The sequence below is a fragment of the Pseudoalteromonas sp. TB41 genome (genome assembly GCF_000497975.1).
In the GTDB taxonomy this organism is placed as follows: domain Bacteria; phylum Pseudomonadota; class Gammaproteobacteria; order Enterobacterales; family Alteromonadaceae; genus Pseudoalteromonas; species Pseudoalteromonas tetraodonis.
Genome location: NZ_AUTH01000120.1, coordinates 59700 through 79431, shown reverse-complemented (window position 1 = coordinate 79431; position 19732 = coordinate 59700). Strand labels below are relative to the sequence as shown.

The 19732-nt window shown below is 39.3% G+C and carries 21 protein-coding genes and 1 tRNA gene; 11 read left to right on the top strand and 11 right to left on the bottom strand.

The features are described 5' to 3' along the window. Nucleotides 1-60 precede the first annotated feature (60 nt). A complete protein-coding gene (locus tag L641_RS0121275) occupies nucleotides 61-1278 on the top strand; it encodes a pyridoxal phosphate-dependent aminotransferase (RefSeq protein ID WP_016900382.1) in 1218 nt (405 codons plus the stop codon). Between the two features lie 34 nt (nucleotides 1279-1312). Here L641_RS0121275 and L641_RS0121270 read toward each other — a convergent pair whose 3' ends face one another. From L641_RS0121270 to mnmA, 5 genes are all read right to left on the bottom strand, one after another. Continuing rightward, nucleotides 1313-1771 carry a GNAT family N-acetyltransferase gene (locus L641_RS0121270; RefSeq protein ID WP_013465047.1) on the bottom strand — a complete coding sequence of 153 codons (459 nt, stop codon included), beginning with the start codon at nucleotides 1769-1771 and terminating at the stop codon, nucleotides 1313-1315. A 9-nt stretch (nucleotides 1772-1780) separates the two neighbouring features. Then, nucleotides 1781-2923 carry a cupin domain-containing protein gene (locus L641_RS0121265; RefSeq protein WP_024603066.1) on the bottom strand — a complete coding sequence of 381 codons (1143 nt, stop codon included), beginning with the start codon at nucleotides 2921-2923 and terminating at the stop codon, nucleotides 1781-1783. 80 nt (nucleotides 2924-3003) lie between these two features. Next, a complete protein-coding gene (gene purB / locus L641_RS0121260; protein ID WP_024603065.1) occupies nucleotides 3004-4374 on the bottom strand; it encodes an adenylosuccinate lyase in 1371 nt (456 codons plus the stop codon). Between the two features lie 31 nt (nucleotides 4375-4405). Then, nucleotides 4406-5008 (bottom strand): high frequency lysogenization protein HflD, encoded by a 603-nt coding sequence (gene hflD / locus L641_RS0121255; protein WP_024603064.1) that lies wholly within the window; start codon nucleotides 5006-5008, stop codon nucleotides 4406-4408. Further along, nucleotides 5008-6108, bottom strand: coding sequence for a tRNA 2-thiouridine(34) synthase MnmA (gene mnmA / locus L641_RS0121250; protein WP_024603063.1), 1101 nt, complete (start codon nucleotides 6106-6108; stop codon nucleotides 5008-5010). The genes hflD and mnmA overlap by 1 nt, the downstream gene beginning before the upstream one ends. 466 nt (nucleotides 6109-6574) lie before the next feature. On the opposite strand from mnmA, the gene L641_RS0121245 reads away from it, so the two are divergent. Next, the gene (locus tag L641_RS0121245; protein ID WP_024603062.1) at nucleotides 6575-7849 is read left to right on the top strand and encodes a diguanylate cyclase; all 1275 of its coding nucleotides are present in this window, start codon (nucleotides 6575-6577) and stop codon (nucleotides 7847-7849) included. A gap of 57 nt (nucleotides 7850-7906) precedes the next feature. On the opposite strand, the gene L641_RS0121240 is transcribed toward L641_RS0121245, so the two are convergent. From L641_RS0121240 to L641_RS0121215, 6 genes are read right to left on the bottom strand one after another with little or no spacing between them, the layout of a single operon-like run. Then, complete coding sequence (locus L641_RS0121240; RefSeq protein ID WP_024603061.1) at nucleotides 7907-8584, bottom strand: rRNA large subunit pseudouridine synthase E; 678 nt, start codon at nucleotides 8582-8584, stop codon at nucleotides 7907-7909. After that, the gene (locus L641_RS0121235) at nucleotides 8584-8913 is read right to left on the bottom strand and encodes a TusE/DsrC/DsvC family sulfur relay protein (RefSeq protein ID WP_010390172.1); all 330 of its coding nucleotides are present in this window, start codon (nucleotides 8911-8913) and stop codon (nucleotides 8584-8586) included. The genes L641_RS0121240 and L641_RS0121235 overlap by 1 nt, the downstream gene beginning before the upstream one ends. 3 nt (nucleotides 8914-8916) lie before the next feature. Next, nucleotides 8917-9183: a DsrH/TusB family sulfur metabolism protein gene (locus tag L641_RS0121230; RefSeq protein ID WP_010390171.1), complete on the bottom strand. Its 267-nt coding sequence runs from the start codon at nucleotides 9181-9183 to the stop codon at nucleotides 8917-8919. Then, a complete protein-coding gene (gene tusC, locus L641_RS0121225; protein WP_024603060.1) occupies nucleotides 9180-9536 on the bottom strand; it encodes a sulfurtransferase complex subunit TusC in 357 nt (118 codons plus the stop codon). Before tusC ends, L641_RS0121230 begins: the two co-directional genes overlap by 4 nt. Further along, entirely contained in the window at nucleotides 9533-9886 is a 354-nt protein-coding gene (gene tusD / locus L641_RS0121220) for a sulfurtransferase complex subunit TusD (protein ID WP_024603059.1), read from the bottom strand. Before tusD ends, tusC begins: the two co-directional genes overlap by 4 nt. Before the next feature lie 55 nt (nucleotides 9887-9941). Then, entirely contained in the window at nucleotides 9942-10607 is a 666-nt protein-coding gene (locus L641_RS0121215; protein WP_008112034.1) for a Bax inhibitor-1/YccA family protein, read from the bottom strand. A gap of 252 nt (nucleotides 10608-10859) precedes the next feature. Between L641_RS0121215 and L641_RS0121210 the strand changes: the two genes are divergently transcribed. From L641_RS0121210 to L641_RS23090, 9 genes are all read left to right on the top strand, one after another. Then, a tRNA-Ser gene (locus L641_RS0121210) sits at nucleotides 10860-10950 on the top strand. A gap of 174 nt (nucleotides 10951-11124) precedes the next feature. After that, on the top strand, nucleotides 11125-11505 hold the full coding sequence (locus L641_RS0121205; protein WP_008112036.1) for a hypothetical protein: 381 nt from the start codon (nucleotides 11125-11127) through the stop codon (nucleotides 11503-11505). A gap of 128 nt (nucleotides 11506-11633) precedes the next feature. Then, nucleotides 11634-12092, top strand: a complete 459-nt coding sequence (locus tag L641_RS0121200) for a GAF domain-containing protein (protein WP_008112037.1) — start codon at nucleotides 11634-11636, stop codon at nucleotides 12090-12092. Continuing rightward, nucleotides 12092-12370 (top strand): hypothetical protein, encoded by a 279-nt coding sequence (locus L641_RS0121195; protein WP_024603058.1) that lies wholly within the window; start codon nucleotides 12092-12094, stop codon nucleotides 12368-12370. The genes L641_RS0121200 and L641_RS0121195 overlap by 1 nt, the downstream gene beginning before the upstream one ends. A 16-nt stretch (nucleotides 12371-12386) precedes the next feature. Beyond that, nucleotides 12387-13025, top strand: coding sequence for an RNA chaperone ProQ (proQ, locus tag L641_RS0121190; protein WP_008112041.1), 639 nt, complete (start codon nucleotides 12387-12389; stop codon nucleotides 13023-13025). 27 nt (nucleotides 13026-13052) lie between these two features. Beyond that, a complete protein-coding gene (gene prc / locus L641_RS0121185; RefSeq protein WP_024603057.1) occupies nucleotides 13053-15077 on the top strand; it encodes a carboxy terminal-processing peptidase in 2025 nt (674 codons plus the stop codon). 180 nt (nucleotides 15078-15257) lie between these two features. Then, the gene (gene nhaC, locus L641_RS0121180; protein WP_024603056.1) at nucleotides 15258-16721 is read left to right on the top strand and encodes a Na+/H+ antiporter NhaC; all 1464 of its coding nucleotides are present in this window, start codon (nucleotides 15258-15260) and stop codon (nucleotides 16719-16721) included. 50 nt (nucleotides 16722-16771) lie between these two features. Continuing rightward, the gene (gene pepN / locus L641_RS0121175) at nucleotides 16772-19366 is read left to right on the top strand and encodes an aminopeptidase N (RefSeq protein ID WP_008112046.1); all 2595 of its coding nucleotides are present in this window, start codon (nucleotides 16772-16774) and stop codon (nucleotides 19364-19366) included. Nucleotides 19367-19369: 3 nt separating this feature from the next. Continuing rightward, complete coding sequence (locus L641_RS23090) at nucleotides 19370-19591, top strand: DUF2835 family protein (RefSeq protein WP_016900377.1); 222 nt, start codon at nucleotides 19370-19372, stop codon at nucleotides 19589-19591. Nucleotides 19592-19732: the final 141 nt, after the last annotated feature.

The window sequence follows — 19732 nt, the reverse complement described above, 5'->3', positions numbered from 1 at the left end:
CTAGTAATTCACGGCTATACTGCGTTAGTCTAATGGCTAACTTGCTCTTTAGAGGTAACAATGTCAGAAATAAAAAAGAGTCATAAATTAGACGGCGTCTGTTATGACATCCGAGGTCCCGTTTTAGTGCAAGCTAAAAAAATGGAGGATGAGGGCCAAAAGGTATTAAAGCTTAATATAGGTAACCCCGCCGCATTTGGCTTTGATATGCCAGAAGATATGCATCGCGATATCATCCGTAATTTATATTCAGCTCAAGGATACTGTGACTCTAAAGGTCTTTATTCTGCGCGTGTTGCTATTTATCAGCACTACCAACAGCGTGGCTTACACAATTTAGACGTTGATAATATTTACATTGGCAACGGTGTGAGTGAGCTTATCCAAATGGTTACTCAAGCACTGTTGAATAATGATGATGAAGTGTTAATTCCCGCTCCAGATTATCCGCTTTGGACAGCCTCGGTAAAATTAGCAGGTGGTAATCCGGTTCACTACTTGTGTGATGAAGAGCAAGATTGGTTTCCTGACATTGATGATATTAAGAGTAAAATCACCTCTAAAACCAAAGCATTGGTGCTAATTAATCCTAACAACCCAACCGGGGCTGTGTACAGTGACGCTTTACTTGAAGAATTGATCAATATTGCTCGAGAGCACAAGCTTTTGCTGTTAAGCGATGAAATATACGAGAAAATTCTATACGACGGCGTTACCCATACTTCTATTGGTTCATTATGCGATGATCTCCCTATCATCACCTTTAATGGCTTAGCTAAAACATACCGTGCTGCTGGGCTGAGAATGGGCTGGATGGTGTTAAGTGGTCGCACCGCATTAATGACAGATTTAATTAAAGGCTTAGATATTCTTGCCTCAATGCGTCTTTGTGCCAATGTGCCCGCACAATATGCAATTCAGCAAGCATTGGGTGGCGTTCAGTCAATTGATAGCTTAATTGACCCCGGTGGGCGTTTATATGTGCAACGTGATATTGCTTGGCGCGGCTTAAATGCGATTGATGGAATTAGTTGTAAAAAGCCTAAAGGGGCGCTTTATGCTTTCCCTAAAGTGGATACAGCTAAATTCAATATTAAAAGCGATGAACAAATGATGTTTGATTTGTTAAAAGCAGAAAAAATATTGTTAGTACATGGGCGCGCCTTTAACTGGCCAGAGCCTGATCATTTTAGATTGGTGTTTTTACCTAATAAAGATGATTTATCGAGTGCAATGATGAAAATGCAGCGTTTTTTCAAAGATTACCGACAAGAATAAAGAAAAAAAACGAGCCAAGTGGCTCGTTTTTTCGTTAATGCACTAAAGTAAATGGTCGTGTTTCAAAGCATGCAATAGGGCACTGCATACGTTGCCTTGGGATACCTGCTTCCATAAAGACGTGGCCTTGCACAGTAAACCCATTATTTTTGAATCGTTCTACTTCGTTTAAAATACAATTAATACTGATTGCTTCAATACCTTGCTCCGCTGCTAATTTAACAATGAAATTAAGCAGTGACTTATAAACATTGCGGTTGCGATGCTGCGGCAATACGGCGATTCTACCAATTAAACCATCATTACATAATCGACCTGTGGCAACAGGTGAGTGCATATTATCGGTGACCAGAATATGTTGAGCGAGTGCATCTAAGTTATCAAACTCAATACGTTTAGGAATATGTAACTCATATACAAACACTCGCTCCCTTATATGTTGCAGTTGACTTTTTTCACTTTGCCAATCAACTTTGTCAACCGTATAAACCATGACCTCCTCCTAGCTAAACCAAATACCCTCATTAACCAGTGTAGTAAAAGTTTCGATAAAATCTAGGCTAGGTGTGGTTGCATTAAGCACGCTACTATCAAATTCAATAAAATCAGTAAGCTGTTTTACCGCTTCTAAATCAGATAAGGGTAAAGCGAAGTTTTCGCCATTGATACTCAGAAGTAGCTCTGCATCCATACATTGATAAATAGCACGTGTGCCCCCTAAACGCTCAAATGTTACTTGGTTTTCAAGCAGTTGTTGTATTTGTTCGACACTAAATGGGTCTTCTTCAGGGGCTAAGTCCATATCATGCTTAGGTTGGCTAAGGGTATTACCTAACCAGTGTTTAAATAAACTCTCGTCTTCTAGCAATGCTTGCATTAACGTTTTTACTTTATCGACTTCGCTTTGGGTTAGCTCACCTTTAGAATCACGCAGGGCGAGGGTATGGTCGGTATACCTTTCTTGGCCGCTTTCTGTGTCGATAATATGATCAGCAAAACTTGAAAGTAAATCTTGTTGATTAGGTGCTCTAAAACCGACTGAATAGTTAAGTGCATTCTCAACCGCATAGCCTTCATGAGGACAACCGGGTGGTATATATAAAATATCACCGGGCTCCAAAATACAATCAATTACTGCACTGAAAGCTTCAACTTGCAGTAATGTTTTATTTTGAGCAAACTGTTTTAGTGTTGGGTCGGGTAATCCTACCCGCCAATGGCGCTTACCTTCACCTTGAATAATAAATACATCGTATTGGTCTAGGTGTGGGCCAACACCGCCACCTGGGGTTGAGTAGCTGATCATCAAATCATCTATGCGCCAATTTGGTATAAAGCGAAAAGGTTCAAGTAACTGAGCAGCCTCTGGATGCCAATGATCCACTGCTTGCACGAGTAGTGTCGAGTGCTGATCAGTGAGTATTTCAAAATCGTCAAATGGTCCTTGATGCGATTGCCATTGTTGATTGTGGTTAGTAATAATGCGCGATTCTATGCTGTCTTCCATAGCAAGGCCTGCGAGTTCATTCGCATCAAGTGGGTCTTGAAAATCTTTAAAACCAGCTTTGATCAACAGTGGTTTTTTTTGCCAATATTGACTTAAAAACGCTTGCTCTGATAATTCATTTATTTTTAATTGATACATAGAATGCCTATAACGTTAAGACCTAAATGAAAAAAGCGAAAGGCAGGTACCTTTCGCTTTTTATTAGTAGATTTGAGTGATTAAACTAAATCATCAATAAACTTAACAGCGCGACCAATGTAGTTAGCCGGCGTTAGTTTTTTCATTTCAATTTTTGCAGCTTCTGGTAGGTCTAAACCATCGATGAAATCAGCCATAATTTCTTGATTTACACGTTTACCACGGGTTAAATCTTTTAGCTTTTCATATGGTTTTTCAATACCGTATTTACGCATAACGGTTTGAATTGGCTCAGCGAGCAGCTCCCAGTTTTGGTCAAGCTCATCTGCTAAACGTTGCTCGTTTACTTCAAGTTTGCTTACACCTTTAAGGGTTGATTGGTATGCAATTACCGCATAACCCATACCTACACCTAAGTTACGTAATACGGTTGAGTCAGTTAAATCACGTTGCCAGCGAGACACAGGTAGTTTTTGTGCTAAATGACCAAAGATAGCATTGGCTAAGCCTAAATTACCTTCTGAGTTTTCAAAATCAATCGGGTTCACTTTGTGTGGCATAGTTGATGAGCCAATTTCACCGGCAATGGTTTTTTGCTTAAAGTGATTAAGTGCAATGTAGCCCCACATGTCGCGGTCAAAATCGAGCAAAATGGTATTAAAGCGTGCAATTGCATCAAAAAGCTCTGCTATGTAATCATGCGGTTCAATTTGCGTGGTAAACGGGTTGAGTGTTAAACCTAGGCTAGTTACAAACTTATCGGCGTGGGTATGCCAATCGTAGTCAGGGTACGCACTTAGGTGTGCATTGTAGTTACCCACAGCACCGTTTACTTTACCTAGCATTTCTACTTGTGCAATTTGGTCACGTTGACGCTTTAAACGCATGTAAACATTTGCAAACTCTTTACCCATAGTCGAAGGCGTTGCAGGCTGTCCATGTGTACGAGTCATCATTGGAATGGCTTTGTACTCAATTGCTTTTTCTTTAATGGCGCTTAATAACTCATCACAATAAGGTAAAACGACGTGGTTACGCGCTTCAGTTAACATTAAACCATGAGATAGGTTATTAATATCTTCAGAAGTACAGGCAAAGTGAATAAATTCGTTAATTGCGTGTAGCTCAGCATTATCAGCTACTTTTTCTTTTAGTAAATACTCTACGGCTTTAACATCATGGTTTGTCGTGCGTTCGATGTCTTTAACCCGCTGAGCATCAGCTTCACAGAAGTTATCTACAATTGCATTCAACAGCGCATTTGCTTCGTCGCTAAAAGCGGGGACTTCTTTAATCTCGCTTGCTGCAGCTAACGCTTGCAACCAACGCACTTCAACGGTTACGCGGTATTTGATTAATCCAAATTCGCTAAAAATACTGCGTAGTTCAGTGGTTTTGCTGCCGTAGCGACCATCAACCGGAGAGATAGCCGTTAACGCTGAAAGCTCCATAATAACTCCTAAATTTTAGTTTGAACGATAATTAAATTTTTGTTTTAGCTATGGCGAGAATTTTTCTTTTCGCAAAAAAGAAATGACGACGTTTGCCGCCCATTTGTCGCCATAATACTGCACTGCGAATTCCGGCTAAAAGTAATGCGCGGATTTTATTTTGCGTGAGCTGCTGTTTTAATAACTCGGGTTTACCATAAACCTGAATTCGGTGCCCAAGGGGGCTTAGCACCGACGAGTATATATCTGCTAAACCGGCAACAACACTGTCATCGGTAATAGCAAAATGGTCTAAACGACGATGAATATCATCAATACGTTTACCTAATTCATTGAGGCTTTTACTGTTAGCACTAAGAGCACGCTCTAACTGCATTAAACCACCCACATATTTGACTATTTCTACATCTTTTTGAGCACCGGCACTCAGTTGTGCCATCAATGTTTTATAGCCATCACGTAAGTTATGCTCACCTTGATACACATCTTCAGGGGACGCTGGCGAGGTTTGCACAATACTTGATAATAAAATCGATAAATCTTGTTCATCACCGCGGCCATATTGGGCAACCTTCTGAACTTGCTTAGCCACTTGGCACATGGCAGCAAGCGCCATGACTTGATGTTGATTCATTATTTGATCACCGAGTCAATAATACCACCACCTAAACACACTTCATTAGCGTAAAATACGGCAGATTGTCCTGGGGTTACCGCTTTTTGTGGCTCATCAAATAATACACGTGCCATACCATCTTCACCGACTAACAAGGTACAGCTTAAGTCTTCTTGACGGTAGCGTGTTTTTACGGTGCAACGAGTAGTACCTTGAGGACCAACACGATCTACCCAGTGTAATTGGTTGGCATTTAGGCCATTACTGTAAAGGCGAGGGTGATTTTTACCTTGGCCCACAATCAATACATTGCGTTCAACATCTTTGGCTACAACATACCAAGGTTCGCCTGAGCCTTCTTTCATACCACCAATTAACAAGCCTTTGCGCTGACCTAAGGTGTGGTACATCAACCCTTCATGCTCACCAACGTTGTTACCATCTGTGTCTTCAATAACACCAGGTTGAGCAGGTAAGAATTTTTGTAAGAAATCTTTAAATTTACGCTCACCGATAAAACAAATACCAGTACTGTCTTTTTTATCGTGGGTAATTAAATCTTGCTCTTCAGCAATACGGCGCACTTCTGGCTTGGCAATATCTCCAACAGGGAACAGCGTTTGCGCGATATGTTCATGGCTCAATGTGTACAAAAAGTAGCTTTGATCTTTATTATCATCTAGGCCACGGCACATAACATATTTATCATCTCTGAGCTCACGACGCACGTAGTGGCCCGTTGCTATAAAGTCAGCACCTAGTGCTTGAGCCGCAAATTCTAAAAAGGCTTTAAATTTAATTTCTTTGTTACACATGATGTCTGGGTTAGGTGTGCGACCAGCTTTATACTCAGCTAAAAAGTATTCGAATACGTTGTCCCAGTATTCCGCTGCAAAGTTAACGGTATGAAGTTCAATACCTAATTTGTCACAGACAGCTTGGGCATCTTTTAAATCTTCAGCGGCAGCGCAATATTCATCATTGTCATCTTCTTCCCAGTTCTTCATAAACAAGCCTTCTACTTGGTAGCCTTGTTGTTTTAATAAATATGCAGATACAGAAGAATCAACACCGCCGGACATACCAACGATGACTTTAATGTGACTATTTTCGCTCATGAATAATTTCGCTTATACAGATTACTGTTAACTTGGAAAGGCCGCGATTATAGCATGTATTTTGTAAGTGCTTAAAGAGAGGAAGGGCTATTGAATAGATTTTGTTGCTTTTTTTATGTTGGTTAGGGATGATTTACTCTTTGTTAGTCGATTTTTACTTAGCCGATTAGATTACACATTTTGCGGTGCTATTATAGCCCCTTTGTTTGAACACATTTTAATTTGCAAAGAACAACAGGTCCAAGATGTCAGGCCATTAAATTATAAACACTCATTTAAGTTATAAATGATGAGTAAATGTTGTTTATTTAAGGTGTTAGTACTATTTATAGAATATCAAAGAATATATTTATTATTGTTCATTAACAAACCTTTACAACCAAATGATTATGCAATACCTTTAGATGAGTTTAAATTGAATAAACACTCAAATAAGTATTTATAATATAGTCAATGGAATGAATATATGAATTATGCTTCTCAAGCACAAAAGGTAAAATCTTACGTTGTTGAGTTATCAACAAAGGTACAACGCGATGATTGCTTAGTAGCAGAACAATTACCACATAACGTTAAAGAATCAGCTTACCAACTGTTTTATCAAACCATTAGGGTTCCTCGTCCTTACCGCTTTGAAGAACCCAACCCTATTTCAGCGCTATTTAGACTCATTGAACATTCTTTAGACTTTATTAATCCCTTTCAACAAGTCATTTTAAAGCAGCTAGAAAAGTGGTGGTTAGAATGGCATTTTGTTGCCACTATGAATGCTTCTCTTGAAATGAAACACGTTGAACAGCAGCGTTTTGTTAGTAGTGCAACTGAACATCCAATGCGAAAACATGAGCTGAGCCATTATGCAAAATTATTTACTATTTTGCCTTTGCCCGTGTGTAATGTTTGTATGGTAACTGGCGATATTTTAAAGCTTAATCAACGGTTTGTAGATGTATTTGGCTATACAATTGATGATATCCCTAATTTAAAACAGTGGTGGAAGGTCGCGTATCCTGAGCCTAGTTATAGAGAGTCTGCTCAAACGATGTGGGGTGAGTCTTTAGCGCAGGCAAATAAAAATAATGACGATATTCCTGCTAATGACTATCAAATTGTATGTAAAGATGGTTCGAAAGTGATAATGCAAGTGTCAGGTATTAGTGTAGAAAGTGAATTTATTGCTGTATTTAACGATGCGACGGAGCGTTTGAAAACCCAAGAGATACTCAGCGATATGGCCTTTTTAGACTCATTGACTAAAATTGCCAACAGACGCCGTTTTGACGAAAAATTACATGCTGAATTTAAAAAACTGATAAAAGTAAATACTCAACTTTCTATGATCATTATTGATATAGATAATTTCAAAAAATTTAATGATAGGTATGGTCATATTGCAGGGGATAAGTGTTTACATAGCGTAGCGCAAAAGCTAGCAGAAACAGTCAGTCGTCCTGAGGACTTTGTAGCGCGCTATGGCGGAGAAGAGTTTGTTGTTTTACTCCCACAAACAGATAATCAAGGTGCACTCTTTATTGCAGAACAAATACAAAAATCTATTGAAGATTTAGCGATAGCTCATGAAGATAGTTTTACTGGCTTTCTCTCTGTGAGTATGGGAGTTCATACGGTAAAACATGGCGAAAAAACTAACCATGTCGATTTCTTTAAAGCAACGGATAGTGCGCTGTATTATGCAAAAAGGCAGGGCAGAAATTGTATTGCCTTAGGAAGGCATGAATAACACAGCATATTTAACCTTTGCTTTTAATACCAGATAAGCAAAGGCTAACGTAAAGTATTAACTGTTGGTTGGTGGTCCACTGATTTTATATTGACCTGTTTCAATTCCATCGAGTGTGTATTTACCAATACTATAGCGAATTAACCGTAACGTTGGGTGGCCAATGTGTGCGGTCATTCGTCGAACTTGACGGTTTTTCCCCTCGTTTATAGTGATACTCAACCAAGATGTTGGAATTGATTTACGTTCTCTCACTGGGGGAGTGCGTGGCCAAAGCGCTGGTTCATCGATTAACTTTACCTGTGCAGGTAAGGTTAATCCATCTTTGAGTTCGACCCCTTGACTGAGCGCATCAATAGATGCTTCTGTAGGCACCCCCTCAACTTGTACCCAGTACGTTTTGTTGGTTTTTTTACCAGGAGCGGTTAAGGTATTTTGTAATTTCCCGCAATTGGTCAATAATAACAAGCCTTCGCTGTCTCTGTCTAAGCGACCCGCAGCATAAACATCTTTAATAGGAATAAAATTAGCCAGAGTTTGTCTATTTTGCTCGTCTGTGAATTGGCAAAGGACATCATAAGGTTTGTTAAATAAAATAACTTTTTTATCGCTTTGGGCTATCTGTGGCTTAATTGCTCTTTTTATCGGGCTCTTTTTTACAGCACTGCGCGAATATGTACGACCTGTATTGCGTTTACTTGTTGAAGATGACGTGTTTTTAGCTTTGTGTTTCATTAAATACACCGTGCAGGTTTAGGTAAGCCCGCAATTTTAGTCGCTTGTTTGGCCGGTCCCTTCGGAAAAAGCTTATACAGGTACATGCTATTACCTTTATCCTCACCGAGCGCTTTAGCCATGGCTTTGACTAACATTCTAATGGCTGGACTAGTGTTATATTCAAGATAAAACTCTCGCACAAAGTTAACAACTTCCCAATGCTGCTCAGTTAATGTGATGTTTTCTTGCTCTGCAATAACATTGGCTAACTCTTTTGACCAAACAGTATGATCTAGCAAATAACCTTGTTTATCAGTGTCTATTGTTTGATTATTAAATTCCAACATGGTTCACCAAGTAATTGATTGTTTTGCAGTTAAACTGAGGGTAACAAACTCATCATAGCTAATTGCTTTGTCGTTCATATTTAATGATATATCTCGAGCTTCTGCATCATCTTTTAAAATATAAAGTGAGTCAGCAAATTGTCTATATTGCCCTTTTGCAAAGCAAGCGTCACCCACGAGTAAAACACTGTCTGTGAGCATAATTAGATTATCTAAGCTGTGGGTACTGTAGTAATTCAGTGGTTTTGAAAAAATATGTAAAGTACTCATAGGGTCACCACATGCTGCTGATTGTGAATTAACTGTTTTTGGGCATTAAAGTTTACTATGTTTGCCTCAATGAGTAGTTCACTTTTACTTAAACCATAATCAATCAGTGACTTTTCACAAACGTAAATATTTTCAACATCATAGATTTCCAACATTTTAATGTTTTTAAAAAAATCTTTGATACCTAAACTATTTGGCTTTTGGTTTTTTTTAAGCGCTAACACCGCAGGACCGCTAAACAACCAACTTATATTTTGATCAACTGCGGCAAAAATAAGCGTCATATCGAGTGCATCGCGAATATGCATGTCATCAAATGGACTTGATTGACTGATAACGAGTACATTAATCATTTAAATTGTATCCATTTATCTGCTTCACTGGCTAACATAGCAAATTCAGCGAGGCCTGCTACAGCGAATACACCAGTATTTTGCATATCTAAGCCACGCTTTTCAGCTGCGGTAACGCACAGCATTAAATTAATATTTTTGTCGGCAAGCTGCTGCCAAAGTGAGGATAAATTGAGCTCATCTGAGGCAAGTTCAAAATGCGTTGAAGCATGATAGATACCATCTTGGTATAAAAATATTGCATCAACACCATGCCCTTGTGCTAAACAGGCGTGAGCAAATTTAACAATACGCTGTGTGGTATCGTGATCCGATGGTGGAGTATGTAAAGAAAGTACAAAGCGTGCCAAAACTATTCCAATAAAAAAGCCCCAATAAAGGGGCTATTTTAACAGAACTATTTAATTAGTCATTATTTGCGCCAAGTAACGCAAGTAAAGACGTAAATAAGTTGTACACACTCAGGTATAAAGAAACCGTTGCGCGGATATAATTCGTTTCGCCGCCATTGATGATTCTGCTCGTATCGAACAAAATTAGGCCAGACATGATTAGTACCACGGCTGCGTTTAGTACCATAAACATTAAAGAGCTACCTAGGAAAATATTTACAATACTTGCCACGATAACCACAATTAAGCCTACAGTTAAAAAGCCACCCATGAATGAGAAGTCTTTTTTAGTGTTAAGCGCATAAGCAGATAAACCAAAGAAGATTAACGCCGTAGAACCTAGCGCTTGCATAATTAGCATAGGGCCATTAGGTAATTGTGCGTAGTGATTTAGTAGAGGGCCTAAGCCGGCTCCCATTAATCCTGTAAACGCAAACACCCAAAATACACCAGATGCTGTATCTGCTTTTTTATTAACAACAAAAAGTAGACCAAATGAAACTAGTGTGAATACAAGTCCCATAAAGTAAGGTAATTGCAGAGCCATTGAAATACCGGCAGTGACTGCACTAAATGCAAGTGTCATTGCAAGTAAGAAATAAGTGTTTTTAAGCACTTTGTTTGTTTCAATGGTCGACATTACCGGCTTTGCAGTATTGTACGATTGATTAAACGCCATTGTAGAGCTCCTGTAAGTGAAACTAAGTAGTTCCTGTAATTTAACTAAAATTAGATTACCAACTCTTATATGTTTGGGCAAACCTTTGTAGATCAATAGACAACTAAATTTAAATAAAAGTTCATTTGCCGGTTAGGATTTGCTCTCATTGCTTTATGTTTAAACAAATTAGTTGTTTTTTAATCACTTGAACAAATAATTGAAAAAAAAGCTTCACAAAGCCCAAGGGTTTCCCTATTATTCAGGCCGTGCGGAGAGATGGCAGAGTGGTCGAATGCACCGGTCTTGAAAACCGGCAGGGGTTTATAGCCCCTCTAGGGTTCAAATCCCTATCTCTCCACCATTATATTAAAGCCCGCTTATTAGCGGGCTTTTTTGCGTCTAATTTTCGCTATACCTAACCTCAAAACCAAGTATATTTAGTTAAAAAATACGACCATAGTCTCTATTTATAAGCTACAGCTCTTAGGGCATGCTAAGAAATAAGATTTATGCTTGTGTATTTAAGGTTCTTACTATGAAACATCAACTTGCTAAAAGCGTCGCACTTTCATTATTATCTCCTGTTATTATCGGCAGTATGCTAGGAATATATTACGCATTGACTATGCGTGGTGACGCGGTGTCTATCTTTTTAGGGCTATTGATGACGGCCATTGCTAATGCCCACATAGTAGGGTTAACGATGGCTGCGTTTGTGGTGCCAGGCTACTTACTTATGTTTAAGTATTCTAAGGTGAATTATTCTGGGGTATTAACTCTTGGCTTACTGGGTGGCGCTATTTTTAGCTATCTGCTTAGTGCGACTACTGGCGAGATATTTTTAATCAATAGTGTGATGTCGGGATTTGCTGCAGGACTGTTTTTATTTGGCTTGCGTAAATCGGTACAAAGCTAATTGCAGAATATTTAATCAAGTGTGTCGTAAAACCATGTAATTTCCTTTTTTTTACCCGCAAAAGGTTTCAATTTTTAGTGACAAAGAGTACCTTTAGCTACTGTATGTTTAATAAGAAGTAGTTTGGTATGCAAAAGCACGATTTTTACCAGTCATTAGTTAAGCAAACTGAATCGCTGATAGGCGGTGAATCAAACATAATTGCCAATATGGCAAATATTAGCGCGCTGTTATTTACTTCTTTAGAAGATGTGAATTGGGCGGGCTTTTATTTTATGGATTCACCGACAGAATTGGTACTTGGTCCATTTCAAGGCAATCCAGCTTGTATTCGTATTCCGGTAGGGAAAGGGGTATGTGGCACTGCTGCGGCAACCGAGCAAACCCAGTTAATTTCAGATGTGCATGCGTTTGACGGTCATATAGCCTGTGATGCGGCGTCAAATTCTGAGATAGTTGTACCTATCATGAAAAACGGCCGTGTATTTGCGGTACTTGATATAGATAGCCCAAGTATTGGCCGATTTGATACTGATGACCAAGCAGGGCTTGAAGCACTTGTAAAATGCTTAGAGGCTAGCCTGTAATGAAAGATTTGCTAAATGTTCAAGATTACCTATTCGCCGTTCAAGATGTAGGTGATTGGGAAGGTGAAGAAGAACATGTAGCGGAAACGCTCAATGATTTGATTCACATGGCCTGGGGTCGTCTACCTGATGATTTAGACTGTGATTCAATTAATGAAATTATAAATGGTATTTGGGAACATTTACGTGGTGATATGGCTGTGATTGAAACTGACTTTGAAGAGTTAGTCGATTGGAGCATCCACTATGTTGATTCTGCCCTTGATGAAAAGATGTGATTAAATAGGTTCTAAAATGGAAACCACAAACAAGCTAAAAGATATTAATGAAGTATTGGAGTTCTTATACCAAGAATTTCCACAATGTTTTAAACAAAAAGAAGGCATTCAGCCGCTTAAAGTAGGTATCTTTAAAGATATCGCTGAGCGTATTGAAGGGTCTGAAAAAGTTAGTAAAACACAAGTACGCCAAGCACTTAGAAAATACACATCTAACTGGCGCTATCTTGAAGCGGTTACTAAATCTGAGTTCCGTATTGATCTCGACGGAAATCAAGGCGAGAAAGTTGAGCAAGAGCATATCGACCACGCACAAAAAGCGTTGGAAGAAAGCCGTGCTAAAATGGCAAAGCGCAAAAAGCAGCAACGCCCACGTCAAGACTCAGATGCAAAATCTTTTAAGAAGAAGCCAGCGCATTCAGCTAAAAATCCATCAGCTGCAGCAAAACCTGCCAAAGCCGCTGCGCCTAAGCGTTCAGGAAAAGTTGAACCTTTACCTGCAGGCGAGGTCAAGGTTAATAACAAGGTTAAAGTTAAACTTGGCCAAGCACTTGTTAATGCAGTAATCACTGAAGTAAACAAAGACGATGTTCACGTTGAACTAGTGACAGGTATGCAAGTAAAAACCAAAGCCGACAGCTTATACATTATTTAAGTTGCGAAAAAAATTAAGGAGTTGTGTATGAGTAAAAAGTTTACGCTCATTCCGTTAGTTGCTGCGCTGTTTTCAGGTTCGTTATTTGCTGCAGTAGAACCGGTAACATTAGAAGACTTACCCTTGTTAAAACAAGAAAGTCAGCACGGTACAGCCAGCAAACGAGTGGCTAATCTATTTACTCGTTCACATTACACACCCGTTCGATTTAACGATGAGCTTTCGAGTAAAGTATTTGATCGTTACATCGAATCCCTTGATTTTAATAAAAACGTGTTTTTAAAAAGCGATGTAGACTCATTTGAGCAATATCGTAACCGTTTTGATAACGCGCTTCTTAGCGGTCAGTTAGGGTTTACGTTTGATATTTTCAACTTAAGCCTTAAACGCCGTTTTGAACGTTATGAATTTTCACTGTCGCTACTTGAAAACGAAATGACGTTTGATGAAGAAGATGAATATTTTTATGACCGCGAAGATGCACCGTGGGCAACTACCCAAGCTGAGCTTGATGAAATTTGGCGCGAACGGGTAAAATATGATGCACTGCGTTTAAAAATGACTGGCAAAGATTGGCCAGGCATTAAAGAGGTGTTGACTAAGCGCTATAAAAACGCAGAAAAACGCCTTGTTCAGTCAAAATCTGAAGACGCATTTCAAATTGTAATGAACTCGCTAGCACGCAGTATTGAAGCGCATACTTCATACTTGTCACCTCGTCGTGCTGAACAATTTAAAATGGACATGGACTTAGAGCTTGAGGGGATTGGCGCAGTATTAACGCCTGATGAAGACTACACAGTTATTCGTAGTCTAGTTCCAGGAGGCCCTGCAGACAAATCTGAGCAGATTAAAGCCGATGATCGCATTATTGGTGTGGCTCAAGAGGGCGAAGAGTTTGTTGATGTTATTGGTTGGCGTTTAGATGACGTGGTTGATCTTATAAAAGGTCCTAAAGGCACTAAAGTACGTTTACAATATTTAAAGGGCGCTGATGCTCACGGTACGCCAAAGGTAGTTGAGATTACCCGTGATAAAATTCGTCTGGAAGACCGAGCAGCAAAATCAGAAGTATTTGAAGCCAGCTATTCGGATCTAACCAGTAAGATTGGAGTAATTGAAATCCCTGGTTTTTACAACAACCTTTCTAAAGATGTAAAAGTAGAACTTGCTAAATTAAAAGAGCAAAAAGTTGACGGTATTATTATAGACCTACGTCAAAATGGCGGTGGTTCGCTATATGAAGCGACGCAGCTGTCAGGCTTGTTTTTTGATCAAGGCCCAGTGGTACAAATTCATACATTAAATAATCGCATTGAAGAGCAAAAAGACCGTGATGGCATTACCTACTACGATGGTCCACTGACGGTACTTGTTGATAGATACAGCGCGTCTGCATCTGAAATATTTGCAGCGGCAATGCAAGACTATGGCCGCGCAGTTATTATTGGTGAACAAACCTTTGGTAAAGGCACTGTGCAGCAGCATAAAGGCCTCGCGCGCGCTTATGATTTATACGATAACCCGTTAGGCAGTGTGCAATACACCATTGCTAAGTTTTACCGTATCAACGGCGGCAGTACGCAGCATAAAGGGGTGATCCCAGATATTACGTTCCCATCTGCCATTGACCCAGCTGAGTGGGGCGAAAGCAAACAAGACAATGCATTGCCATGGGATAGCATAGTACAAGCGAAGTATAAGCAAATAGGGCGTTTAAATCCTGTTATAAATGTGCTTGAAAAACAGCACAATGAGCGAATTAAAACTGAACCTGAATTTAATTATGTGTTTGAAGATATTACCCGTTACAACGAAGAAAAAGATCGTAAAACAATTTCTTTAGTCGAGAAAAAGCGCATTAAAGAAAAAGAAGAAAATGAAGCGCGAGCACTAGCACGCACTAACGAGCGTTTAAAGCGTTTAGGCAAACAACCTGTAGAAAACTTGGATGATGTGCCTGAGGTAATTGAAGAGCTTGACCCATTTCTTGAAGAAGCTGCTCTTATTACGCAAGATTATATCAAATATGGTCGCGTAGCTAAGCGCTAAATTCAGCTTCACTTTGTAAAAAAAAAGGCGCCTAGGCGCCTTTTTTACTATCGATAATTTGCTAAATTGTTATAATCGCGGATTACCAAAAGTTGAGCTAGATCAACACTGCTCAATAAATGCGCGTACGTGCTAATAAAAATAATCAACATGCATCGAATGTGTGTAGGAGTCTATATTTTGAAGCCAATTGAAGAAAAACCACTAAAAAGTGCCTCGTTTTTTGATGCACTCATTCCAATTGCTGTATTAATTTGTTTATTAGGTGCCGCTGTGTACTTATTTGGTGATGACTCATCGTCAGGTCCCAATCAAATTGCCTTGTTGTTTGCAACTTTCGCTGCAGCACTAATTGGTTTAAAAAATGGCTACACATGGAAGAAATTAGAAGATGCAATGATTGAGGGGATCACCTTATCTCTTAGTGCGATTTTAATCTTACTCATGGTAGGGGCATTAATCGGAACTTGGCTATTATCAGGAACCGTTCCGACATTAATTTATTACGGCTTGCAAATAATCAACCCTAGCTGGTTTTACGCCGCGAGTTGTTTAATTTGTGGCATTGTAGCAATGAGTATTGGTAGTTCATGGACTACAGCAGCGACTATAGGTGTTGCGTTACTCGGTGTCGCTTCAGGACTGGGTTTAGAGCCGACAGTTACCGCGGGTGCTGTAATATCAGGCGCATATTTTGGCGATAAGCTTAGTCCATTATCTGAAACAACCAATTTAGCTCCAGCGGTTGCTGGTGCTGATTTATTTGAACACATTCACCATATGCTTTGGACTACAGTACCTAGCTTTGTAATTGCATTAATCATCTTTGTTTTCATGGGCTTTAACGCGACAGCAGCGGGAGAGGCTGGTCAAATAGACCAAATAACTGCAATTCTTCAGCAAAACTTTAACATTGGCTTAGAAATGTTGGTGCCTTTAATTGTGTTACTAGTCTTAGCAATAAGAAAAATGCCAGCGTTTCCGGCTATTTCTATAGGCGCTGTCATTGGCGCTGTATGGGCATTGTTATTTCAATCTGATTTAATTGCTAGCCAAATAGATATGACCCAAGGTGAATTTGTTGGTTACTTTAAACTGGTTTGGACCACTTTTTTTGACGGTTTTACTATTAGTACCGGTGATGCAAAAATGGACTCGTTACTCAGTGGCGGTGGCATGTCAGGCATGCTAACCACGACATGGTTGATCATGACGGCACTTATGTTTGGTGCGATTATGGAAAAAACGGGTCTACTTGATATATTTGTTAAAAGTATTCTTAAAATCGCAAAAAGTACCGGTTCATTAATTGCTTCAACTATTGCTACCTGTATTGGTACCAATATTATCGCAGCAGATCAGTATATTGCTATTGTTGTACCCGGGCGTATGTTTAAAGAAGAATATAAAAAACGCGGGTTAAAGCCGGTTAATTTGTCACGCACACTAGAAGATGGCGGTACAATTACCAGCCCGCTCATACCATGGAATACCTGCGGTGCGTATATGCAAAGTGTCCTATTAATCAATCCGTTTGACTATGCGCTTTATGCTTTCTTTAACCTTATAAATCCTTTCTTAGCCGTTATTTATGCTTACTTAGGTATTAAGATACTGCGTATCAAGCCTAAGAAAACGGCTTAATTTAAGTAGCTCCTTTTATCACTAAAAGGGGCTATTTTTTTGGAGTGATCATGACTGAACTACAAAAACCTCAAGCAGAATATTTAAAAGACTATAAAGCCCCCGATTTTTCAATCGAGCATACTGAGCTGACTTTCGACTTACAGCCATTAACGACTCAAGTAAATGCTTTATTAACGCTTAAACGCGTGGGTGATTCAAATGCACCACTGGTATTAGATGGCATTGACTTAACTTTGATTTCTTTATCGATTGACGGTGCAGAGCTCACAGATTATAAAATTATAAATCAGCAATTAATCATTAATAATCTGCCTGATGAATGTCAGTTAAGCATAGTGACGCAAACTTCACCGCAAACAAACACATCACTTGAGGGGTTGTACTTATCGGGCGGGGCTTATTGTACTCAATGTGAAGCGCAAGGGTTTAGAAAAATAACCTACTATATGGACCGTCCTGATGTACTTTCAACTTTTGATGTCACTATTATTGCCGATACGGCATTTCCGCATTTGCTCTCTAATGGTAACCAAGTGGACAGTGGTGAAACGCAAGATGGACGCCATTTTGTAAAATGGCAAGATCCGTTCAAAAAGCCGAGTTATTTGTTTGCTCTAGTGGCAGGGGACTTTGATGTTTTACACGATAAATACACTACCCGCAGTGGTAAGGATGTCACCCTAGCGTTATTTGTCGATAAAGGAAACTTACCTAAAACAGAGCATGCTATGACGTCGCTTAAAAAAGCGATGGCTTGGGATGAGTCACGTTTTAATTTAGAGTATGACCTTGATATTTATATGATTGTTGCCGTTGATTTCTTCAATATGGGAGCAATGGAAAATAAAGGGTTAAACATTTTCAACAGTAAATGTGTGCTGGCAAATCAAGAAACGGCAACCGATAAAGATTACCACACCATTGAGTCTATTGTTGGCCACGAGTACTTTCATAACTGGACCGGAAATCGTGTAACTTGTCGTGATTGGTTTCAGCTGTCTTTAAAAGAAGGTTTAACGGTATTTAGAGATCAAGAGTTTAGTAGTGATTTAGGCTCTCGTGCGCTAAATAGAATTGACGCGGTAAAAGTGATGCGCACTCATCAATTTAGCGAAGATGCCGGCCCAATGGCACACCCAATACGCCCAGAAAAAGTCATCGAAATGAATAACTTTTACACCGTTACTGTGTATGACAAAGGGGCTGAAGTTATTCGTATGATGCATACATTGTTGGGTGAGGAAAACTTCCAAAAAGGCATGATACTGTATTTTCAGCGTCATGATGGCCAAGCGGTTACCTGCGATGATTTTGTTGCGGCAATGAGTGATGCATCATCAATTGATTTATCACAATTTAAGCGTTGGTATAATCAGTGTGGGACACCACGTTTAAACGTTACCAAAGCGTATGATGAAAGTGCACAAATCTTCACGCTCACTATAGAGCAACTTGCGCCCCTGAATCAGCCTAATAATGCGATGTTACATATTCCTTTTGCGATTGAACTTTTAGATCAGCAAGGCCAAAGTATTGCATTGCAATACCAAGGTAAAAAGGTTGATAGCGTATTAAATGTTACTCAAGCTAAACAAACATTTCATTTTGATAATATTGAACACAGTCCAACCGCCGTATTGCTAGAAGATTTTTCAGCACCGTGTATTTTGAATCAACAGATCACTGAAGCTGATTTATTACATATTATGCGTTTTGCACGCAGTGACTTTTCACGCTGGGATGCACAACAACAATTGTTTATTGATGCACTCAAGGCAAACGTTATTTCAGCTAGTAATGCACCACTAAGCGATGCCGTTATTGATGCACTTAGGGTGCTAATATCGCAACGAGAGGGTGATTTAGCGCTGATTGCTGAACTCTTAAAACTGCCTAGTTTTGATACTTTAGCTGCGGAGTTTGACGTTATTCCGGTTGATGACATTATTGCCAATATTGAGCTATTCGAACAACAAATTGCCAAACAACTACATACTGAGTTTTTAAGTTGTTATCAGGCAATCACCGATGATGGTAGTGTGAGTGCCAAAGCGGTGGCTATTCGCGCTTTAAAACAACTTTGCTTGCACTATTTAGCAAAAACAGACAGTGCTAAGGCGGCAAGCTTAATTGAGCAGGCAGCAGCATCAACAAATATGACTAATGTGCTTGGCGCTTTGAGCAGTGTAGTTAAAGCTGCGCACCCATTATCAAATCAATTACTTGCGCATTTTGACAGCCAATGGCGCCATGATGTGCTAGTAATGGATAAATGGTTTGCTTTACAAGCAATGAACAGCGCTGATGATGCCATTGAGAAAATTAAGGCCTTGTATACACATCCATGTTTTGATTTTTCAAATCCGAATCGAGTTCGTGCATTAGTGGGGAGTTTTTCGCACTTTAATACCGCACAATTTCATCGCTTAGATGGTCAAGGTTATACATTACTTGGCGATTTATTAATTAAGCTTAATGCGATTAACCCGCAAAATGCATCACGTATGTTAACGCCGTTTATGTCATGGCGCCGCTATGATGAAACCCGTGCCAGTGCAATGAAAGCGCAATTAGAGCGCCTTTCGAATTTAGAAGGTTTAAGCGATGATTTATTTGAAAAGGTTGAAAAAGCTTTACAATAAATCATGATAGAACATTATTTTTATATAAATTTGAGCTATAACGAGTGCATGGATTATTACCATGGCCGGTATAGCTCAATTCAAGTAACAGCTGATAGCGGCAAAACAATTCGTTTTGCTGCACATTATCTTCGGCCCTTCATGTCTAGTTTAGGTATTCGTGGTCGGTTTAGACTTATTTTAAGTAATGAAAACAAGTTCATCCGTCTCGAACGAGTAGCCTAGCTGTTGTTTTTTGTGATATAGATATACACAAATATTGCCTTTTTGTTAATTTCGATTTGTTCTATTGTTAATTTACGTGTATAAATTATCTGGTATGACGTCTTACCAATACGTAAACGTTAAACAAATAAAAAACTTATA